At 45.5% G+C, this 18,989-nt stretch carries 24 protein-coding genes and 1 pseudogene; 11 read left to right on the top strand and 14 right to left on the bottom strand.

The annotated features are described in order from the left end of the window. Positions 1 to 329 precede the first annotated feature (329 nt). The 3 genes from bcrC to bcrA are packed head-to-tail and all read right to left on the bottom strand — an operon-like array spanning position 330 to position 1,560. Entirely contained in the window at positions 330 to 674 is a 345-nt protein-coding gene (gene bcrC, locus MKY22_RS01935) for a quaternary ammonium compound efflux SMR transporter BcrC (RefSeq protein WP_341086184.1), read from the bottom strand. 17 nt (positions 675 to 691) lie between these two features. Beyond that, complete coding sequence (gene bcrB, locus MKY22_RS01930; RefSeq protein WP_255178789.1) at positions 692 to 1,009, bottom strand: quaternary ammonium compound efflux SMR transporter BcrB; 318 nt, start codon at positions 1,007 to 1,009, stop codon at positions 692 to 694. A gap of 11 nt (positions 1,010 to 1,020) precedes the next feature. Next, positions 1,021 to 1,560, bottom strand: coding sequence for an efflux transporter transcriptional regulator BcrA (gene bcrA, locus MKY22_RS01925; RefSeq protein WP_255178790.1), 540 nt, complete (start codon positions 1,558 to 1,560; stop codon positions 1,021 to 1,023). A 499-nt stretch (positions 1,561 to 2,059) separates the two neighbouring features. On the opposite strand from bcrA, the pseudogene MKY22_RS01920 reads away from it, so the two are divergent. The 3 genes and pseudogenes from MKY22_RS01920 to MKY22_RS01910 all read left to right on the top strand — a co-directional run. Next, a pseudogene (locus MKY22_RS01920) lies at positions 2,060 to 2,521 on the top strand (DNA/RNA non-specific endonuclease); the annotation flags it as partial. A gap of 138 nt (positions 2,522 to 2,659) precedes the next feature. Continuing rightward, positions 2,660 to 3,145, top strand: a complete 486-nt coding sequence (locus MKY22_RS01915; RefSeq protein ID WP_341086174.1) for a hypothetical protein — start codon at positions 2,660 to 2,662, stop codon at positions 3,143 to 3,145. A gap of 14 nt (positions 3,146 to 3,159) precedes the next feature. Further along, complete coding sequence (locus tag MKY22_RS01910) at positions 3,160 to 3,624, top strand: tellurite resistance TerB family protein (RefSeq protein WP_341086172.1); 465 nt, start codon at positions 3,160 to 3,162, stop codon at positions 3,622 to 3,624. Positions 3,625 to 4,004: 380 nt separating this feature from the next. On the opposite strand, the gene MKY22_RS01905 is transcribed toward MKY22_RS01910, so the two are convergent. The 3 genes from MKY22_RS01905 to MKY22_RS01895 all read right to left on the bottom strand — a co-directional run bounded on the left by MKY22_RS01905 (position 4,005) and on the right by MKY22_RS01895 (position 7,418). Further along, positions 4,005 to 4,634: a hypothetical protein gene (locus MKY22_RS01905; protein ID WP_341086171.1), complete on the bottom strand. Its 630-nt coding sequence runs from the start codon at positions 4,632 to 4,634 to the stop codon at positions 4,005 to 4,007. A 136-nt stretch (positions 4,635 to 4,770) separates the two neighbouring features. Next, positions 4,771 to 7,098: a DEAD/DEAH box helicase family protein gene (locus MKY22_RS01900; protein WP_341086168.1), complete on the bottom strand. Its 2,328-nt coding sequence runs from the start codon at positions 7,096 to 7,098 to the stop codon at positions 4,771 to 4,773. Beyond that, on the bottom strand, positions 7,095 to 7,418 hold the full coding sequence (locus MKY22_RS01895) for a nucleoside triphosphate pyrophosphohydrolase (protein WP_214729887.1): 324 nt from the start codon (positions 7,416 to 7,418) through the stop codon (positions 7,095 to 7,097). The genes MKY22_RS01900 and MKY22_RS01895 overlap by 4 nt, the downstream gene beginning before the upstream one ends. An 89-nt stretch (positions 7,419 to 7,507) precedes the next feature. Here MKY22_RS01895 and MKY22_RS01890 point away from each other — a divergent pair, with 89 nt between their 5' ends. Further along, positions 7,508 to 7,897 carry a RidA family protein gene (locus MKY22_RS01890; RefSeq protein WP_035399124.1) on the top strand — a complete coding sequence of 130 codons (390 nt, stop codon included), beginning with the start codon at positions 7,508 to 7,510 and terminating at the stop codon, positions 7,895 to 7,897. A 34-nt stretch (positions 7,898 to 7,931) separates the two neighbouring features. On the opposite strand, the gene MKY22_RS01885 is transcribed toward MKY22_RS01890, so the two are convergent. The 3 genes from MKY22_RS01885 to MKY22_RS01875 are packed head-to-tail and all read right to left on the bottom strand — an operon-like array spanning position 7,932 to position 8,981. Further along, on the bottom strand, positions 7,932 to 8,195 hold the full coding sequence (locus MKY22_RS01885) for a hypothetical protein (protein WP_341086165.1): 264 nt from the start codon (positions 8,193 to 8,195) through the stop codon (positions 7,932 to 7,934). After that, positions 8,185 to 8,547, bottom strand: a complete 363-nt coding sequence (locus tag MKY22_RS01880; RefSeq protein ID WP_341086163.1) for a hypothetical protein — start codon at positions 8,545 to 8,547, stop codon at positions 8,185 to 8,187. Before MKY22_RS01880 ends, MKY22_RS01885 begins: the two co-directional genes overlap by 11 nt. Beyond that, positions 8,544 to 8,981 (bottom strand): hypothetical protein, encoded by a 438-nt coding sequence (locus MKY22_RS01875; protein ID WP_214729884.1) that lies wholly within the window; start codon positions 8,979 to 8,981, stop codon positions 8,544 to 8,546. The genes MKY22_RS01880 and MKY22_RS01875 overlap by 4 nt, the downstream gene beginning before the upstream one ends. A 149-nt stretch (positions 8,982 to 9,130) precedes the next feature. Here MKY22_RS01875 and MKY22_RS01870 point away from each other — a divergent pair, with 149 nt between their 5' ends. The 4 genes from MKY22_RS01870 to MKY22_RS01855 are packed head-to-tail and all read left to right on the top strand — an operon-like array spanning position 9,131 to position 11,906. Next, complete coding sequence (locus MKY22_RS01870) at positions 9,131 to 9,811, top strand: ABC transporter ATP-binding protein (RefSeq protein ID WP_341086160.1); 681 nt, start codon at positions 9,131 to 9,133, stop codon at positions 9,809 to 9,811. Beyond that, positions 9,804 to 10,802 (top strand): ABC transporter permease, encoded by a 999-nt coding sequence (locus MKY22_RS01865; protein WP_341086159.1) that lies wholly within the window; start codon positions 9,804 to 9,806, stop codon positions 10,800 to 10,802. Before MKY22_RS01870 ends, MKY22_RS01865 begins: the two co-directional genes overlap by 8 nt. A 49-nt stretch (positions 10,803 to 10,851) precedes the next feature. After that, positions 10,852 to 11,502, top strand: coding sequence for a Type 1 glutamine amidotransferase-like domain-containing protein (locus MKY22_RS01860; protein WP_341086158.1), 651 nt, complete (start codon positions 10,852 to 10,854; stop codon positions 11,500 to 11,502). Further along, a complete protein-coding gene (locus MKY22_RS01855; RefSeq protein ID WP_341086157.1) occupies positions 11,499 to 11,906 on the top strand; it encodes an NUDIX hydrolase in 408 nt (135 codons plus the stop codon). The genes MKY22_RS01860 and MKY22_RS01855 overlap by 4 nt, the downstream gene beginning before the upstream one ends. A gap of 47 nt (positions 11,907 to 11,953) precedes the next feature. Here the strand turns inward: MKY22_RS01855 and MKY22_RS01850 are convergent, their stop codons facing one another. Continuing rightward, positions 11,954 to 13,036 (bottom strand): GGDEF domain-containing protein, encoded by a 1,083-nt coding sequence (locus MKY22_RS01850; protein WP_341086155.1) that lies wholly within the window; start codon positions 13,034 to 13,036, stop codon positions 11,954 to 11,956. Between the two features lie 145 nt (positions 13,037 to 13,181). On the opposite strand from MKY22_RS01850, the gene MKY22_RS01845 reads away from it, so the two are divergent. Continuing rightward, positions 13,182 to 13,358, top strand: a complete 177-nt coding sequence (locus MKY22_RS01845; RefSeq protein WP_341086154.1) for a hypothetical protein — start codon at positions 13,182 to 13,184, stop codon at positions 13,356 to 13,358. A 90-nt stretch (positions 13,359 to 13,448) separates the two neighbouring features. Then, positions 13,449 to 15,098 carry a methyl-accepting chemotaxis protein gene (locus tag MKY22_RS01840; RefSeq protein ID WP_214729877.1) on the top strand — a complete coding sequence of 550 codons (1,650 nt, stop codon included), beginning with the start codon at positions 13,449 to 13,451 and terminating at the stop codon, positions 15,096 to 15,098. Positions 15,099 to 15,146: 48 nt separating this feature from the next. On the opposite strand, the gene MKY22_RS01835 is transcribed toward MKY22_RS01840, so the two are convergent. Beyond that, positions 15,147 to 15,674: an NUMOD4 domain-containing protein gene (locus MKY22_RS01835; RefSeq protein ID WP_341086150.1), complete on the bottom strand. Its 528-nt coding sequence runs from the start codon at positions 15,672 to 15,674 to the stop codon at positions 15,147 to 15,149. A 132-nt stretch (positions 15,675 to 15,806) separates the two neighbouring features. Between MKY22_RS01835 and MKY22_RS01830 the strand changes: the two genes are divergently transcribed. Further along, on the top strand, positions 15,807 to 16,385 hold the full coding sequence (locus MKY22_RS01830) for an AAA family ATPase (RefSeq protein WP_023466862.1): 579 nt from the start codon (positions 15,807 to 15,809) through the stop codon (positions 16,383 to 16,385). Between the two features lie 38 nt (positions 16,386 to 16,423). Here the strand turns inward: MKY22_RS01830 and MKY22_RS01825 are convergent, their stop codons facing one another. The 3 genes from MKY22_RS01825 to MKY22_RS01815 are packed head-to-tail and all read right to left on the bottom strand — an operon-like array spanning position 16,424 to position 18,852. Continuing rightward, positions 16,424 to 16,765 (bottom strand): GNAT family N-acetyltransferase, encoded by a 342-nt coding sequence (locus tag MKY22_RS01825; RefSeq protein ID WP_341086147.1) that lies wholly within the window; start codon positions 16,763 to 16,765, stop codon positions 16,424 to 16,426. Then, on the bottom strand, positions 16,766 to 17,812 hold the full coding sequence (locus MKY22_RS01820) for a DNA alkylation repair protein (protein ID WP_023466859.1): 1,047 nt from the start codon (positions 17,810 to 17,812) through the stop codon (positions 16,766 to 16,768). Beyond that, on the bottom strand, positions 17,809 to 18,852 hold the full coding sequence (locus MKY22_RS01815; protein WP_341086144.1) for a bifunctional transcriptional activator/DNA repair enzyme AdaA: 1,044 nt from the start codon (positions 18,850 to 18,852) through the stop codon (positions 17,809 to 17,811). Before MKY22_RS01815 ends, MKY22_RS01820 begins: the two co-directional genes overlap by 4 nt. Between the last annotated feature and the right edge of the window lie 137 nt (positions 18,853 to 18,989).

Below are 18,989 nucleotides of genomic sequence, written 5' to 3'. Positions count from 1 at the left end.
AAACCTCCTGATTTGTAACAGATTCAGGAGGAACTTTGTAATATTTGAATGAATGATGTCTATTTTGGGGTAGCTTCCCGTAAATGCGTATTTACAACGTTAAGCTGTTTGTGTTGATAAAAATAAAGCATATACAACGATAAGAATTTTGAGACAAGTCATACAAAACACTAAATAGCTTTATTTGACGTAATTTCGATTATATCTCAATAGATTAAACCTTATTGTACAAGGTTTCCTGCTTTATCATTGTAAATCCGTATAATCCTGATGCTGCCCCTCTAAGAAGTAAGATGTTCTCATACCAATAAGGAGCTCATACCATTTAATTAATGAGAAGTGCTTGTTTTCGTGTCAGCAGATCTTTGATTAAGTATAATTACTCCACCGATAATCATAACTAAACCAATAAATGTAAGAATGTTAAATGGTTCATTCCACACCAAAACACCTATTAAAGCTGTCAGAGCTGTTCCTACACCTGACCAGATTGCGTAAGCTAAACTTAAAGGCAAAGTTTTTAAAGACAATGATAATGTATAGAACGCTATGAAGAAGCCAATTGCTACTCCAATTGTGGGGTATATATTCGTAAATCCTTCAGATAATTTCAACATAGATGTTCCGAATATTTCACCAATAATCGCAATTCCTAATGCAACATACCCTTTCATAATCCATCAACCTTCCTTTAATGAGACAATTTAAGTACCACAACACCAGCTATAATGATTAGTAAGCCAAGTAATATTTTTAGATTAAACTTTTCTTTCCAAACAAGAATACCAACAATCGCAGTAAGAGCAGTTCCTGCACCAGACCATATTGCATAAGCAGTTCCTAACGGAATGTGTTCTAATGCTTTGGAGAGAAGGTAAAAAGCACTCCCCATACCTATTACTAAACCAACTGTAGGGACTAATTTCTTAAAGCCATTTGATGCCTTCATCATAGAACTTCCGAATACTTCAAATAAGATTGAGCCAATTAATAATACATATGGATTCATGTGATATCCTCCTAGGTTGTAGATTCAATTAATTTTTCGATGATTTTTTCTCGTAAGTCAAAATTGATTTGTCCCAACTTAAAGAACTCGGAATAATAAAGACCATCGAGGGTAAGCCGAATTGTTGTTGCTAGTACAGAGTCAATACCATCCTCATCAATTTTTGATTGAATATACTCGAAGTGGACGAGGATGTTTTCTGTAACAGTATGGTTCAATTTCGAAAAAGAATGAGATGCTATATTTAGAACTTGAGAATTGTTTAAATCATCAGTGTATGCATGTATTAAGGCGCGAGTCCATTTTCCTTTTTCTATAGGATCATTCTCAGCTAATTCATTAAATCGGTATACAAAGTCTTGAAAAATTAGTTCAGTTATTCCAGCATATAATGCTTCTTTTGAGGGGAAATGATACAATAAACCACCTTTGCTAACATTGGCTTGCTTTGCGACTGCTTCTAATGTCAAAGTATCAAAATCGTTTGAACCTAAGAGTTCTATTGCAGCATTTAGCAGATGCGCTCTTTTGTCCTGTCCTTTTGCTGACATGATTACCCTCCTTTTGTTATTCCATGAGATTATTATACCGTCCGGACGGTTTTTTGTCAAAATAAATTTACCTTGAATTTATTTTGATAGGGATGTTCCAGAATCTAAGTTTGTATTGTTTCTTAGAAAATGATTCTGTTAAAGGGCGCTATTCTGACATATGAACCAGCGTCCTTATTACATATAAGAAGCGCCATTGTTGAAGAAGCGCCTCAAAATTCAAGATACCTTAGTTCATTAAAGATTTATAAAGTATGCAAAATCATTCAAAATAACGTTCCCAAATAAAAGTTTGGACGCAAACGAAAATCCTAGAAATCTTGCTTAAATAGTATTTCTTGGATTCATTAAGGTTGTAAATACGCATCTTTCTTACACTAACCCTACGATAAAAGTGTAGGAATTTTAAGTTTTGTTCATCATTTAGTTTTGTTCATCGCTCAAATTGAGGTGTATCAACAGATAAAAGGTTTTATCTCTTAAAAGAATATCCTATACCGGTGGCGTCTCGAACACCTACAACATCACACCACAGGACAGTACCTTGAACCGTCATGGTAATCAGGCGTACATGGAGGACGTCATCCGCAAAGCGGGTGGCGCAACGAACTTTGAAGCGCAAATTACCTATCCGAATACTTCGACGATGATACCATCCGCGTATAAGTATACTGATACGGTCCGCGGGAATACCGTCGTCGACCGGTTCAAGAACAGTAACCCGGACGAAACGAATGCCGCACTTGGTCTGACGAAGAAGGATACGAAAAAAGAACCGACCTCGAAATCAGCTCCTGATACCACAAAGACCGAGGACGTCTCGCGCGTCGATACCGACGGCAATGGTCAGGTGGCGATACAGGAGGCGAAAAATGCCGGCTTCGCGATGCCGATCACGGAGAAACACTGGTTGTACCAATATATGCGGGACAACGACCATGACGGCATGGTCGGAGAATGATCAATTGACCCTTAGGACAAGTACATATTGCACTTGTCTTTTTGTATTACTTATTTATATAATAATTCATTTTTTATCTATTTTATCTTCAAAATACATGATAAAATTTACAATATAATCATGTTAAGGAGATTTAAAATGGGCAAATTAGATACAATTAACAACCAGTTAGAAAATAGTACTTTTCCAATTAGTTTAAATACGTTAGAAGAATTGAAAATGAAGTTACCAAAAATTGAACGATCTTATATCGAAATCACATTAAAGGCATTGAAAAAAGAATTTAAGTCCGATCAACTTTTTTATGCGTTAGAAGGTGTTCAACCTTCTCTGACTAAGTATGGTTTTCTTCTGATGACGGAAACAGATGTCGTTCTCTCTATCCATAAAGGTTCGATCATGCCAAGTGCGACAATTGAAAAGATTCCGTTCTCTAAAATTAAAGAAGTAGACTTCGATATCATTCCAATTCCAATTAATCCGTTTGGGGTGAATGAAGGAATTATTTATCTGACACATAAAAAAGGATTCGGAAGTAAAAAACTTACGATTCGTGACGTTACTGTTAGTCGACTCGATTCACTTGTAGAACAGTTGAAGTATGCTGCGAATCAACACAACTAAGGAGGTAATTGTAAATGGGATTATTTGATATGTTTAAAGGTGACAGTACAAAAAATAAACAAGGCATGCATCCTCATTTTGCATTCGCAACATCACTTGTCTACATGATGGCTTCAGATGGAGAGTTTGATAATGAAGAAATCGGTCAACTACTAGCTGTATTAGGCGGTAAGAGCAAAAAAGGTACAATTCGTATTGGAGACAATAATGATGATTTAATGGAAAAAGTATTTAAGTACTTTGATCGTAACTCTATCGATACATTCTTGGCAGAGGCTGCACCAGTATTAAATTATGAGCAAAAACTCTGTGTTCTTGCTAATCTAGTGGACTCTTCCCTATCTGACGGAGAAGCAGAGCGAGAAGAACAAGCTATGTTTAATAAATTCGTGACAGCATTTGGTGTAACAGAACAAGAATTCGCTTCAATCTTCAAGGTTATTGCGATGAAAAATGATCGCTCTGTCTTTAAGAATTAAGCCATACATCTTTTATTTCAACGTCTAACAATCACTCATTCGATTGTTAGACGTTTTTTTACTTTGAGAACTTAAAACTCCTGTTTTGTCAACTAACAAACATCATTGATGAATTGTTTTAATTGAGAACATAATTTCGAGAAATACATCAAGAACTTACATTCTAAAAAAAGAGTACCTTCTATGAGTTATGAAGCCCAAAACAATAAGAACTGGATTCCCTTCCTGATGCCTGTATTGAGTATGAACCTTGCGGTTTAAAAAGAAATTTAAAGATCTCGTTGAATTAGTCAAGATATAGATAAAACAGGAATTACTTTATGTATTAAAAAGCACCTATTCTTCTTAAAAAACATTTAGAAGATAGGTGCTTTATGATTTTATACTCGACGTAATATTATTTTTTTAACTTTAGTGACCATAAAAAGCGAAAAATAAAAGAGACCAAGAACTATTAAAACTCCTAACACTACTATAACCCAGTTCCATTCTCCTTCTAAAATAAAACCTATAGAATATAAACCTAAAAGAGTTAAATAAAAGAATAGCAAGGAGGGCAAGATAGGTAAAATTAGCGGACGCACATATGATATCGTATTGTTCACATCACTTATTAAGCTATCAGGATTTATATTCAAATTTCTAATTTTGATCAAATCATTTCTTACAATTTTTAACAAGTATTCTTTATCTAACTCTTTTTCTCCGACCATCAATTGAAATGAATAGTATTCAAGTTTATTGCTACAAGTTCCAATAGCCTTTTGGCAATTTGTAATAATTTCATCATCTGATCTGTCTTTCGTAATTAGATTGTGTAAGTCTATTAATAATGTAAGTTGCTCATGTTCTTTGGCTTTTTTTTCTTCATCTTTTTCTCTGAGTTTCGAGCTAAAATATTTATAAACAAACGCAAAATATGAGAGGCATACTATAGATAAGAATAACTCTAAGTATCCAACTCCGAGTGCTTTTTGAATTTCTGAAATATTTTTAAACATCAAATCCATACGCTATATCTTCTCCTATAATCTTTTATGTGTATAAAAATGTTTCTATACTAAGAATATTTTTTGAGTACAGAAATGCTATTTTGAAGATAAGTTTATTATCTCAATACATTTAATTGATAAATTATAGCACTTCTTAAATTTTTTCTTTCATTTCAAAATAAAGATTGAGTCTTAAAGATACAATTTCATGCAAAATTCGATTTAATATATCTATATATTTTTCCGATATTTTTATAGATAATGTCTTACTATCAAACTCAAACGGCTTACCCATTTTCGGAAACGGCATCTTCTTCAGTAATCGTTCTACTTTCACGGCATCAAATGGTCCATTTAACTCCGCCGTTTGCGTATCCTTTAACTCTCGATACTTCTCTGCATGCAGATACTCATAAAAGAATGGTGCTACTTCCTCTGCCGTGATCGGCTCCATCCAGCGCTCTTCTCCTCGATCAAGCATTGCTAACAGAACGACCATCTTATAACTTCGATTCATGATCGTCTTTTCGACCTGCTCAATCAATTCTCGATTTGCATCGTACGCCTCAATCTCTTCGTCTGATAACTCCTGATACTCTTTCAAGAAACCAACGTAAGAGCCCCACTCTTGTTTATAACCTTGTGGAACTGGAGCATACTCGCCGATTTCAACATACGATGGTCGACGACCGAGTTCGTATTTGATTTGCTCGTATTGCTCAATCAATCGTAACTTCCGCTGACTTGGTTGCCGGAGTCGATGAATCAATTCCAGTGCTCGCGTATCGAACTCAATCACACAGCCGGGTGGTGGCGTAATCGGCTCTATTTCGCCTCGCTTGAACGATTCTTTCATCTTCCCGAGCAGCTTCAGCTTCGTCTCGACGTTGCGATAGTTCCCAATCAAGTCAATGATGACGCAGTGCGATTTGTCCTGTGCCAAGCGTAAACCTCGTCCGATTTGTTGCGTATAGATAGCGACGGATTCAGTTGGACGACAGAAAAGGAGTGTATCGACTTTCGGAATATCGACACCTTCGTTGAACAAATCAACCGTAAAGAGGACGTCAATCTCGCCTTGTTCGAATGCTTGCATGTACTTTGTGCGATTGGTCGTCTGCCCAGTCAGTGCAAATGCCGTCGTTCCTTTTTCCCGGAATACTTGCGCCAGATATTCCGCCTGCTTGATCGACGAACAAAAACCAATCGTCTTCGTTTGACGACGTTTCTCCCATGAATGATAGATATTATCCGCGACCTCACGATCAAGTTGTCGATGCTCGAGTTGCGACGCATCGTAGGTCCGACCGATTCGTCGAATCTGGGAATAGTCGATCGTGTCATGAATACCGTAATAATGAAACGGCGTCAAAAATCCTTCAGCAATCGCCGCTGTGAAATGCATCTGGAAGGCAACGTTATGGTGACAGATCGCATAGACATCGGCACCGTCCATTCGGTCTGGTGTCGCCGTCAGACCGAGCAGGAAACGGGGCGTGAAATGATCGATGATCTTCCGATAACTCGTCGCTGCCGCGTGATGGAACTCGTCAACAATGATGAGATCAAACTGATCCGTTGCAAAACGGTCCAAGTGACGCTTTTGCGCCAGCGTCTGGACGGAAGCGAAGACGATCTCCGTCGTCTCTGTGACGGTCCGGTCACTGCCGATATAAAAGCCGGTCTGCCACGCCGGATTGACTTTTTGAAACGAACGCTCGGCCTGCAGTAACAATTCTTTTTGATGTGCCAGGAACAGGATTCGTGTGAAGTCTCCCGCAAAGAACGCACTGAGGTAGGTCTTCCCTAGTCCAGTCGCAAGCACTGCCAATGCCCGTGTCCGTCCTTCTTCCATCGTTTCCCGTAACGCGTGCAGCGCTTCTTCCTGCACTCGGTGTGGCAGGATTTCTGGTGCGACGACAACGGTTCCTTCGTCGTACTCAACTTCCGGTTCTGAGACATATTGACGCGCCGCGTACTCTTGACGGTAGGCCTCTAAAACAACTGGGTTCAGTTCTTCTGCCGATTCACTGAGATAAAGATCCATGAAGGCATCCATCGCATCATCAAGGATTTGTGGTGCGACAGCTTGTGGTAGATGGACGTTCCATTCGATACCGGACCGAAGCGCACTGTTCGAGATGTTCGACGAACCGACGATTGATAAGCCAGTCTCTGCGTTTCGAAACAGATACGCTTTCGGATGGAAGGAGCGTCCGCCTGATCGATAAAAGCGAACTGACAACCCATCCAGCGCAAGCAACTGTGCCAGTGCTTCTGGATCGGTGATGTGTAGATAGTCGCCAATCAACAGCCGAATCTCGGCTCCTCGTTGTAAGGCACGACGAAACGCTGGGACGAGTAAGGCAACGCCTGACTTCTGAGCAAATGCTGCGACGATATAGACTTCCTCCGCCAAATCAATGGCTTCGACGAGTGAGTCATATAAGTGATGCGTCGTCAGCTTCGCTTCCGGGATCAATCTTCGACCTCGATCAAGTAAAGACGTTCTTCGAATCCGCCGCGTTGTTGCTGTTTCTTCGTTTGGACGGCTTCCAGTTCCTCGACTGTCACGCCATGTGTCTTCGCTAACGCTTGGATCAGCTCCAGTAAATCAGCTAACTCCTCGACAGCGTCTGCGTCCGTCGTTGCTTCCTCGTATTCAGCGAGTTCTTCATGGAATTTCTTTTTCGCTTCCACTAGGAATTCATGTTCGTTCAGCGTTCGGAACGTCGCTTTTTTTCCGTTTTGGTCGATGATGTTTGGAATCGCGTCTCGAACTAATTTATGATAAAGTGGCATATCAATTCACTCCTTTGAAGGGTTGAGGGATATCCGAGTCGAATCACTCGGTGTCGTACATATGTATTTTACAAGAGGAGGTTCTTTTCATGTCTACATTCAAACAGATCGACACAACGAACGCCCCTGCTGCGATCGGCCCTTACTCGCAAGGCTTTATCGCAAACGGAACACTCTATGCTTCCGGTCAAATCCCGATCGACCCGACAACAGGTGAACTTGTACCAGGCGGGATCACGGAGCAGACGGAACAAGTCATGCGCAACGTCGATGCCATCCTGAAAGAAGCAGGACTGACACCTGACCGCGTCGTCAAGACGACATGCTACTTAACGAGCATGGAACACTTCGCTTCTTTTAATACGATTTATTCCGATTACTTCGCACCGCACAATCACTTCCCAGCTCGGTCTTGTATCGCTGTTAAGGAACTACCAAAAGGTGCTTTAGTTGAAGTTGAGATCTTAGGACTCGTGTGATCTGATCGCTACGCACTCCCTGCGTAGCGTTTTTTCATCGTAGTCCCCAGCGTCCTGTTCCTTTCCCCGTCTCACTGTAAAAAAGGTCCTGCTCTCCCTGGTACAATTCACACTCACTCGCATGCAGGTAGATCAATTTTCGAATGCGTGCCTCGAGTCCTGCTTCTGATGTAAACCGTAATAGATCCAAATGTTCTGTTTGTCTGACGCGCTGGTAGATATCAATTAAGTCGAGTGGCGATTGTCGTTCTAGGATTCGTTGAATTACATCAAGTAACTGTTGGCTCTCATCCGTCATGTCCTTCTAACTCCTTTTTCATCATTTTGTTTTGAATCGCATTCATCACGATCGGTATTTGGACGACCAGATTCAAGACGCTGACTCCAAGAACCAGTTGACTGGCTGTCAATGGCTTGAAGTATCCTTCGCCGTATCCTTCCCCTACACTGAGTGCGATCCCGTACGAAATCGCAAACGATACCATGTTGCCGATAACGATGTATTTCGGTTTTCCACTCCGTGCAAGGGAATACGATAAAACACCGAGTCCAAATAAAAATAAGGCGTATCCTAAAATCGAACCCGTTTTCCAATCGAGGTAAGGTCCTAGCCACGCAAACGGAATCAGATACAATAGTGCTCTTTTCATCGTTCATCCTCCCATTCTTCATCTTCTCGATTACTCCCCGCGTCATAATAACCGTATAGCAGTTCTCGAATCATCCACCATCCAGGTGGATAGATATTTGATCCTGAAAGTTTCTCTGTACCATTTTCTGTCGTCACATGAATTTCCCAATCCGTGCCGTCACAAATCAGAACGCCTTCAGGATATGGATAGTTTCGCCATACTTCCGCATCGAACCGCTCCGACCACATGTCGATTAGGTAAATATCCTCTTCCGTCAGTTCTATCAGTAACGGATTCAATTCCTCTGGTAAATTTAGTTCTTGAAACCACCATCCGGATAATCGTCTTTCCTCATCTTCCGCACGAACCGTTCGAGTTGCACGGTGCCACCAAAACGTCTGTCCTCTTCCCATACCGGACTCCCGAAAATAAATTCGCTCGACTGTTTGCATCGTAATCATCCTCTAAAATTGATATTTCCATTATAGCCCATTTGTTATTTTTAACCTGTTACATTTTTTACTATGGTTCTGCTGATTTCTGTTGCTGTGAAACATTTTTCTCCTTCTATCAGTAAATGTAGTGAAAGGAGATGGTTCATATGCATGTATCCATTCACCAAGCTGGTTATGACGTCGGTCAGCCCGTCTTACAAGAGATCGCGTTTGCTTTACAGCCTGGATCCATCACCGGTTTGATCGGTACGAACGGTGCAGGAAAAAGTACGACGATTCAAGCCATGTTCGGTACGCTGCCATGGGTCGAAGGAGAGATCGATTTACCGGCCTCACTCGCCTATATTCCGGAACAGCCGACCTATTACGAATATTTGACGCTCGCCGAGCACCTTGAGCTGGTCGCCTCACTTCACGAGACAGATCACGCCTACACGGAACGACTCTTAAAGACATTCGAACTGCATGCTGTCACAGGTGACTATGTATCCTCTTTCTCTAAAGGAATGAAACAGAAGGTGATGCTCGTCTGTGCCTTGATGCAACGCGCGGACTGCTTGATCATCGATGAACCGTTCGTTGGTCTCGACGCGGTCGCGACGATTCGGTTGTTACACTTACTCGAAGCAGAACGAACGCGTGGTGTGGCGATTCTGCTCGTCACCCATGTCCTCGATTCCGCGGAACGTCTGTGTGACGATTTCGTCTGGATTGATCAGGGACGCATTAAACATCAAGGAACACTCGCTCAGATTGGTGAAGCCTCCGGTCAGCCAGGCGCTCGCTTGTTCGACATAATGGAAGCGATGGTGCTCGAGCATGATTGAAACCTTTTTGAAGCAACGGATCCGTCGACGGCATGCGGAACAACGTCGCTTCTTCCGAGAAATCTTCGACTGGACGATTTTGCTGTATCTTGTCGTTCCAGTCGTTCTATTCATCATCTATGAAGCGGTGCAGATTTTAAGTGGTCAAGCGGACTGGGTTCAAACAGTTCCGGTCGCTTGGATTTTACTCGGATGGATTCTGTATGGATTCCTGCCCGCCTTTTACGCCTGGTTCGAACCGGCAGATCGCCTCTTCTTCAAACCGGTTCCTGGAGCGATCGTTCGAATGAAGTGGTATTCCGTTCGGTATCACTTCGTGAGGATTTTTCTAATGACTGCCGGATTACATCTACTCTGTTTTCCGCTACATAGCATCCGGTTTGACCAATCTAGTATCACAGTACTGCTGATTAGTCTCGTGCTCTCTTTGCTCCAACCGTTCTTTAGCTTTTGGACATATCGGTTATCTGGGCAACGGTTCTTGCGGAAATGGAGCGGTCTTCTCGTCCTGGCAACCGGACGCATCACTCTGTTACTCCTGCTTTGGCTTCAACCGCACCCTGTCCTCTTCGTCGTCGCACTGTGTGTGTTGCTGTTCGGATCCCTTCATGTCCAGCACTGGTCGCGGCGAGAGGACGGATTAACGGAGGATATCCTGTTGTCGACGAAACGACAGTCGAGTTTATCGGCGACCGTCCTTGAATTGAACGGTGCCTTACCGAAGCCGTCTCACCGAAAGCGTCCGTTCTTTCATCTGCGATTATTCAAGCAGACGCACCAGCAACTCCCGCTGATCACGTATCTGCGGGATCCGAGTAAACGTCGTTTCTTACTCCAGCTGTTTGCTGCGATGAACTACGGTCTTCTCGTTTTACCATGGATCGGACGCGGTCTCGTTATCGCCTTCGTTCTGTTTGTTCTCTTTCAAGAACGGAAACAACATCACACGTGGTTCCGCAGACAATCATTCTACCAGCACATTTCCAATTGATTGATTTCTGCTATACTTTTTCTATTACATTGGTTGGAGGGATGACTTCATGCGTACTCATTTATTCTTATTCGGAGGCGGTCCTCCTTTTACACCGAACTTACGAACACGATTTGCTACATTAACGAATGGTGGACCGGTCGCGATTCTATACGTTCCGCGGACCGGTAAGGACTGGACGAGCTACGCCTCGATCTATACGAAGCCGTTAGAGGAAGATGGCATCTCGTCGTTCGTCCATCTGCCACTGTCTGACGCAACAACGGACGAACAACTTGCACAACTACAGCAGTGTCAGGGCATCATCATCTCCGGTGGCGAGACCGAATTGTATCAGCAATACTTGGTCGCTACACCGATCGGTGACATCATTCAGTCGCGTTTCGCAGATGGTGTTCCGGTCGCCGGCTTTTCAGCCGGTGCCCTCGTTTCGCCTGAACGGTGTGTGATTCCGGCGATCGACCAACGCGACAATCAACGTCTTCGCTTGCCTGGTCTTGCCTTACTGAAAGACGCAGTCATTTGTGTCCATTACGAGACGTGGGGCGAAGCTGCCCATCTCGTGCAATCCTTTGCGGAAGAAAGCACAGACCGTGCCTTCGGACTAGCTGACGAGAGTGGGATCTATCTACGCGATCAGCACCTCGTCGAAACAGAAGGAATCGATCCCGTCATATTGTCGCGGAGTCCCGTCAAATGACAGCAATCGTTCCTGCCGTCAAAGGCATCATCATTCACGAGCAACGTCTCCTGATCGTCCGCCGGGCTGCTGCTGACTTCGGTGGCGGGACATGGGAATGTCCGGGTGGCAAGATCGACTTCGGTGAATTGCCAGTCGACAGTCTCATTCGCGAGATTAAAGAAGAGACACAATTGACCGTTACGCCGAAGCATCTGCTCTATGCCTCGAGCTTCCTGACGCATCCCAATCGGCAAATCATTCTCTTGATGTACGTCTGCGCGACGAATCAAACAGACGTTCAATTATCGGCAGAACACGACGCCTATCTCTGGGCGGACGAAACAACGATCCGTGAGTTGATTGCGCCGAATATTCTCGCTGATTTTGAACGCCATGATGTATTTTCGTTACTGCATCACTAAACACAACTGCCCCGCCTGACCAATCGGTCGAGCGGGGTAGCTTTTAATTACAGCAAAGGGTCTCGATAACAGACGACGCGATTTCGTCCGGTTTGTTTGGCTTCATATAACGCTAAATCTGCCTTTTGGACGGTCTCAAATACGGTCGATGCTTGATCAGAAGAGGCAACCCCTAGCGATAACGTGACATGAAACACAGGATGCTCCTTATAGACGAAGTGTTGATCAGCGCAGGCCCGTTCCCCCAGTCGTTCCGCTTGTCGGAGTGGTACGTCCGGCAACAGTAAGACAAACTCTTCACCACCGTACCGACCGACGACGCCCTGTTCTGGACAATACGATTGCAAGAGATGACTGAGTTGCCGTAAGACGACGTCGCCCCCTTCATGACCGTATGTATCGTTGATTGATTTAAAATGATCGAGATCAAGAATGAGGACGGAAAAGACCGTTCCGTTCTGAGCGTACTCGGCTAACGTCTCATCCAGTTTTCGGCGGTTTCCCAGTTGTGTCAGTCCATCCGTTAAAGCCAGTTCTTGTTGCGTATGCACGAACAAAAAATGCTTCCTTAGTTCTTGTAGGAAACGATAGGTGACGTAACCACCAATCATGATGACGATGATATAGACGAGCGCAATCTCTAAAAACCGCTCGAACGTGTTCGTCAATAAATATAGCGCCGGTAAGCTGTATGCGATACCTGTTCCAAGCAACACGAGATAATCCTTCATTCGCTGAGCAGCAAACCGGCGATAAATCGTCGCCGTCACGAGTAACGCGACACAGATCAAGGTCGTCAGAATCAGTCCTTGGTATTCGCCAGCTGGTGTCACCGCGAATCGAGCACCGATAATGAACAGCATCGTGATGCTCCCGCTAACTAATCCCCCATAAAAGTACGCTGTGACGAGTGCAACAAGACGCAAATCAATCTTTGCAACGTCATAGGAGATACTGTTGAAAATCAACAGTGCACCAATCACACCGGCGATACAACCGATCGCGAGTCGGACTTGTAAGGAAGAGTTAGGCGAGATGCGCTCGATCCGTCTTAGCGGTAAAAACGCAAACAGCAATGTCGCAATCAACAGTGAGAAGTTCAACAACAATGAATTAAGCAACGTAAGCACGACGACATCCTCCTCATTCCATTTCAGATAGTTACTCTATTCCCGTCAGATTACACATTCCCCTCTTTTTCCAAGGTTTTCAAACAAGAGGAGAGGGAATCAAACAAATATGTCTAGCGTCTACATCATTAAGGGGGAATCTTTCATGGACCGTCAAGCCGAAAAACGAAAAAGTAATATGCCATTCTTCATCATTCTTGTCATCGCTATCTTCGTCATCGTTGCTGCTGCGTTGATCATTTACGTCACATCTGAACCAAAAGAAGAGACACAAGCACTTATGACCCATCTTGCAACTGTCCTTCCGATTTACGTGAATTAGATTCACAAGACCTTTACACAAGCCGTACAACACCTTCATACATGTTGTTTCTTCTCCTTCCGATAGGTACACGGGAGGAGATGTTTTTTTATGCTTACGAAAAAACGATTATTAGCACAGCAACTAAATGGATGGTTGATTCCGATCGTCGCCATCGGATTGATCATGATCAGTGGTCTAAGCGTTTACGCATCGTATCAACAATCCGTCACAGCAACTGAGGAACGGCTGATGCGTGAGTTAACGATGTTCGACGCGAACGTCCGGGCAACGTTTCTCGCGTATCCGGAGGACGCAACTGACCGCTCGCGTGCCATCAAACGATTGCAACAGCAACAGCGAACCGACTTATCACGTGACGACTACACGGTTCGCTTTCAAAGCCTGAACACGAGTGATGCGTTCCGACCGTTGACACTCGAACCAGCAAAACGAAAACAACTACTACAGCACTTAAAGAATGCACGTACATATGCATTTTCGTATCAAGACCAATTTCTTGTCGCGATGACGATTCCAGAACTCGATGACGTCATCTTACTGACGACCGACCGTGATAAATTAATCGCCCCTGCTCGAGATTTAGCTTGGACACTCGTCTGGGTGAGCGTAGTCACACTTGTCAGCATCAGCCTGTTGATTCGCTGGCGGATTCAACGCCAACTGGCACCGTTATCGAAACTCGCCTTACAGATTGAAGAAGCGCATGCGAAGCGCTCGTATCGTCCATTAACGCTCAAGACGACGACCTTTGAGTTACAACAGCTGACGTTTCAATACAATCAGTTGATGCAACAAATTAATGACTTAACGACGGAGATGCAACAAGCCAGTCAGGAGCTTGAATCCGTCCAGCCCCACTTCTCTTCGCGCTTATCCGCAATGGATCAATCAGTCCAAGCCGTCGATGAAGTTGCCGGTTCCTTACTTGCGCAATCGACACAGATGGATCAGACGATTGTCGCTTCGACACGTTTGACTGTCCAAGGACACGATGCGTTAAGCGAGATGCAAACGACACTTCTGAACAGTCAACATGCCGTAACCCGTTTTCAACAGACTGTTCAGACGAATCACACGACACTTGGGACATTACAACAAGAAAGCCACTTGCTGAAAGAACAATCCGCGACGACAGAGCAAATCTTGCAACAGACCTCACATCTACAGCAGCAGATGGAGACCTCGATTTCCCACATCCAGCGTGTCGCTGAAGAGACGCGCCGCTTGTCGCTGAACGCGCTGATTGAGGCAACCCGTGCCGGAGAAGCTGGTCGCGGCTTCACGGTCGTCGCTAAGGAGGTCGAAAAACTAGCGATCGATATTAGGACGAGTACGGACCATATTCGGCAGGTCAATCAGATGTGGACGGCGGGGCTCGATCAAGTCGAACAAGCACTCTCGCAAATGACGGAACGTTTTCTTTCGACGTCGCAACAGCTCGAGACGGCAACGGAGCATTTAAAACAGATGCTGACCGAAGCGACGACGATTGAGACGACACTGGGTACCGTGGAACACCAACGCCAGATCGTCGCAGATGTTCAGTCGAACATGCAGGAACATCTACAGTCGGTTCAGCAGTTGATGTCAGAACTCTCGTCTTACAGCCAGGTGCTCGGGGAACAGATGCAACACCACGTCACCCAGCAGACGGAACTGAAGACACATAGTGCGGTACTCGAGTCGCGGATCAGTTCATTACAACAGACCGTTCGTGCCGGCGAACAATCGTCTTAAATCAAAGGAGCGTCTACCATCTCTGGTAAACGCTCCTTTATTCTGGTCTCAGCCGATATAACGTGCTTCCTTTTTATCGATGATGTTGCGGATTCGGTTTTCCGTCACCTGATACTGCTCTGCCAATTGACGAATCGTTTTCCCTTTTTCGTACTGCGCGCGAATCGTTCGAATCTGAAATGGCGACAGCGTCACATGTTGACCTAACAAGAGATCGAACTCACCAAGCAGTTCGTTATACTGCTGATCGATTGAAGGCAGAACCTCTAAGTTCGACAACTGATCGTCAGCCCGTTTGCCGTTGCGCCGGACGAGTTGTGCTTCCGTGACGTCTGTCGTCAGAAAGGCTTTTGCGACAAGCAATCCGACTTGCATCCGCTCTCCTCGACCACTTTGATAGAGCGTGACTTTCCGGTACCCTTCCCGATTGAGCCGTGGACGGAGCAAGACACCTTTTCGGCGTTGCTGGACACCGCGACACGTTACGATCGTTCGGTCGAGCGATCTTACGCGACCAAACGATGAGACTTCATATATACCTACATAGCCGATGACGGCTTTCCATTGTTCTTGCATGATTGTCCTCCTTCAGACAAGGACACGACGGGACTTCATACTTGAATTATATCAAATTACGAACAAACGTTCTAGTGATGTCACTCGTCGGAATGTGCTATTCTTAGCAGAAAAAGGAAATGAGGTTCATCTATGAAATTTGTCTTGTTACTTGGTCCCCAAGCGGTCGGAAAGATGACGATTGGTCAGGAAATCGAACGATTGACGGAGATGAAAGTCTTCCATAACCATCAGACAATCGATCTGTTATTGCCTTATTTTGATTTCTCTGAACCTGCACACCATCGCCTAAAGGATACGATCCGGCGCGAGATGTTCAAGGAAATGGCGAACAGTTCGCTCGAAGGTGTGCTGTTTACATTCCTCTGTCTATTCGGTGTCGAAGGCGGTGGTCTCGAGTTCATTGAAGAGACAGTCGAATTATTCGAACAAGCGGGTGCTGACGTCTATATCGTTGAACTGGATGCGCCGGTCGCAACCCGTCTTCACCGCAACACGACCGAAAACCGATTGACACACAAAGTAACGAAGCGTGACCTCGCTGCTTCTGAACAAGACTTACGTGAGACGGCGGACGGATACCGGACACGTTCGCTGCCGGGCGAACTACCGGACGTCAACTATCTCTTCCTTGATACGGAACAATTAAGTGCACGCGAAAGCGCTGAAGCGATTTGCAACCATTTCAACTGGTCCAAAACAACGGTCTAAGCACAAACGAGCCCCGTCCTGCTTAAGCAGACGGGGCTTTAGTGATGGAGTTCGCGTGCATATCGATTCGCCTGCAACTGAAATCCGTTTCGACGCCAGACTGTCTCACTGCCTGCTTCGCCGTAGACACGCGTCAGTAATAACGTCCGCGCGAGATATGATAGAATCGACGTCAACGCTTCTGTGATGTATCCGCGCTGATCGTCCTCATCCGTCGTTGTATAACGTAAGTTTCCGGTCGATCCATTCCATGTGAAGGTAATCGTTCCGACGATTGTTTTCTCACGTAACGCATGCAACGTCCACTTACAACCCGATTCGTCATCCGTTGCTTCGACAAACAGGCGTGACGTCGTAAAATCCGGATGTCTCCCTTGCATTCAGCTCTCCTCCTCGACCTCGAACGTTGCTGTCGCGTAAGCCTCTCCGTTAATCAAAATTGTCAATGTATGTGTTCCGGGATAATGGACACGCGTCGTCATGTTCCGAAACGATTGGCGTCGTTCGACTTGTAAGACACCTTTGACTTCCCGCTCCCGCAGTTGAAACACCTTCCGACTCGTTCCGCGTTGTTTGACGTAATCGATCGCGTATTCAAGACGCAGACGTTGCTCGACGGAACTGTTTACTTGAAACGAAAACTGTAACTCTTGACCAATCGTCACTGGTGAGACGACCAAGTCCGTCACCTCGACCTCACCTTGCGTGACGTGTCCGAACAACTGTAATACTTCTGGATTTCCGCGCTTCAGTAACGTCCGGGAAGCGTGACGTAAAATCCAGTCTGTATTCGGATCTGTTCCTAAGTGACGTTCGATTCGCTCGATCAGGTATTCCGGATGTGTCTTTGAAATATCGTTCAAGTGATTGGCGACACTTTTTCGGACGTAGAGTGACGGATCCTGTAGTAAGGCGTCAAGAATCGGTAATGCTGGACGCGGATCAGCAATCAAACGCGGAATCGCTTGTCCCCACGGCAGACGCGGGCGTGTTCCTTCAGACGCTAAGCGCCGGACATGTTCATCATCTGATGTTGTCCATTTGAGTGCCTGGTCGAGATATCGTTCCTGATCGACAAGTAGAAAACGCCGAACGGCGAACTCCGACGTCGAATGTGACGTCAACTTGGCGAGTGTCTCTAATGCAAGCGACCAGTCAGAAAGGTCTGCCGTTCGTTCGACGTACTCCGGAAAAACGATCCCCGGTAGCCCGGTAAACTGCGGTGCGAGTCGCTCTAGCTCCCCCGCTGCATCCGGAAACGCTGGCAAGATCGTCTCTAGTGTCTTCGCCACACGACGGACGCGTTGTTTAAACGCGAGTTCTTCCCAGTCCCTCTGTTCGACTCGTCTTCGAAAATCTGATACATCGACCGCTGCTCCTAAGCGGTCGAGCCAACTCGGTGAAAACACATCTTTAATCAAACTCATCCTTCATCCAATCCTCTCTGTGTGCGCTCCAGTTTGAGCAATGTTTCCTTGCGTGCGAGTCCACCCGCGTATCCACCTAAATCTCCATTCGTCCGAATGACCCGGTGGCACGGAATGACGATTGCCAGTTGGTTCGCTCCATTCGCTCGTGCGACGGCACGAACAGCGGTCGGTTGACCGATCCGGATCGCCAGCTCTTGGTACGAGATCGTCTCCCCACTCGGAATCCGTTCGAGTTCTTCCCAGACGCGGCGTTGAAATGGCGTCCCGTATCGCATCAAAGGTGTTTGAAACGATACCGGCTCTCCTTTGAAGTAACGACGGAGCTCCGCTTCAATTTGTCCAAAGACCTGTGATTCCCCGGGAACGATGACAGCGCGCGCTTTTTGACGTAATTGTTCGATTTCCCGCTCCAGTCCACGTCGGTCGACGAACTCGAGCAGATGTAAGAGTTGATCGTCAGCAATCGCCAGCATCGAACCGAGTGGTGTATCAAGCCATTTCGCGCGTAAGACCTGCCCGTCAAAGCGCGACGGTGCCTGCCCGAGAATCCGTGCTGACGCCTCACGAAAACCACTACTCGATTCATAACCTCCAGCCAACTGCCCTTCGATGATCGGCTTACCGGTCCGGATCTCCTTCATCGCAAGCCCCATCCGTCGTGCCCGAGCATACGCGACGAACGTCATTCCGAAGCGTTTCTTGAACTGGCGGCGTGCCGTTGATTCATCGAGACCAAGTGCTCGAAAATCGGCTTCCTTGAATCGTTTGTCTGGTTCTGCCTCGACCGCTTCGATCAAGCGTTGAATCGTACCATGATCGCCGGGATAAGCAAGCGGATGACAACGACGGCACGGTCGATAAGAGGCAAGTAATGCCTCTTGCGCCGTCTCAAAAAACTCACAGTTCTCTGCTTTCGGTTTTCGTGCCGGACACGTCGGACGGCAAAAGATGCCGGTCGTCTTGACACCAACAAAAAACGTTCCTTCGTACGTCGCGCCCCGGCGAACGAGCGCTTCATAATACGTGTGATGTTCCATCGCCTTCCCCTCCTTTGTCCTTAGTATACCGGCTTGTCCGGTCATCATGTCGCCGAAAATCAGGCATTGATATGTTTAAGATTCACTTAAGAAACATCGTCCTGTTTTCGAAAGGGACGATGTGCATACTACATGAT

Source organism: Exiguobacterium sp. FSL W8-0210 (assembly GCF_038006045.1).
Classification (GTDB): domain Bacteria; phylum Bacillota; class Bacilli; order Exiguobacteriales; family Exiguobacteriaceae; genus Exiguobacterium_A.
Note: the sequence above shows the minus strand (reverse complement) of the source record. Positions and strands in the feature narration are given on the sequence as shown.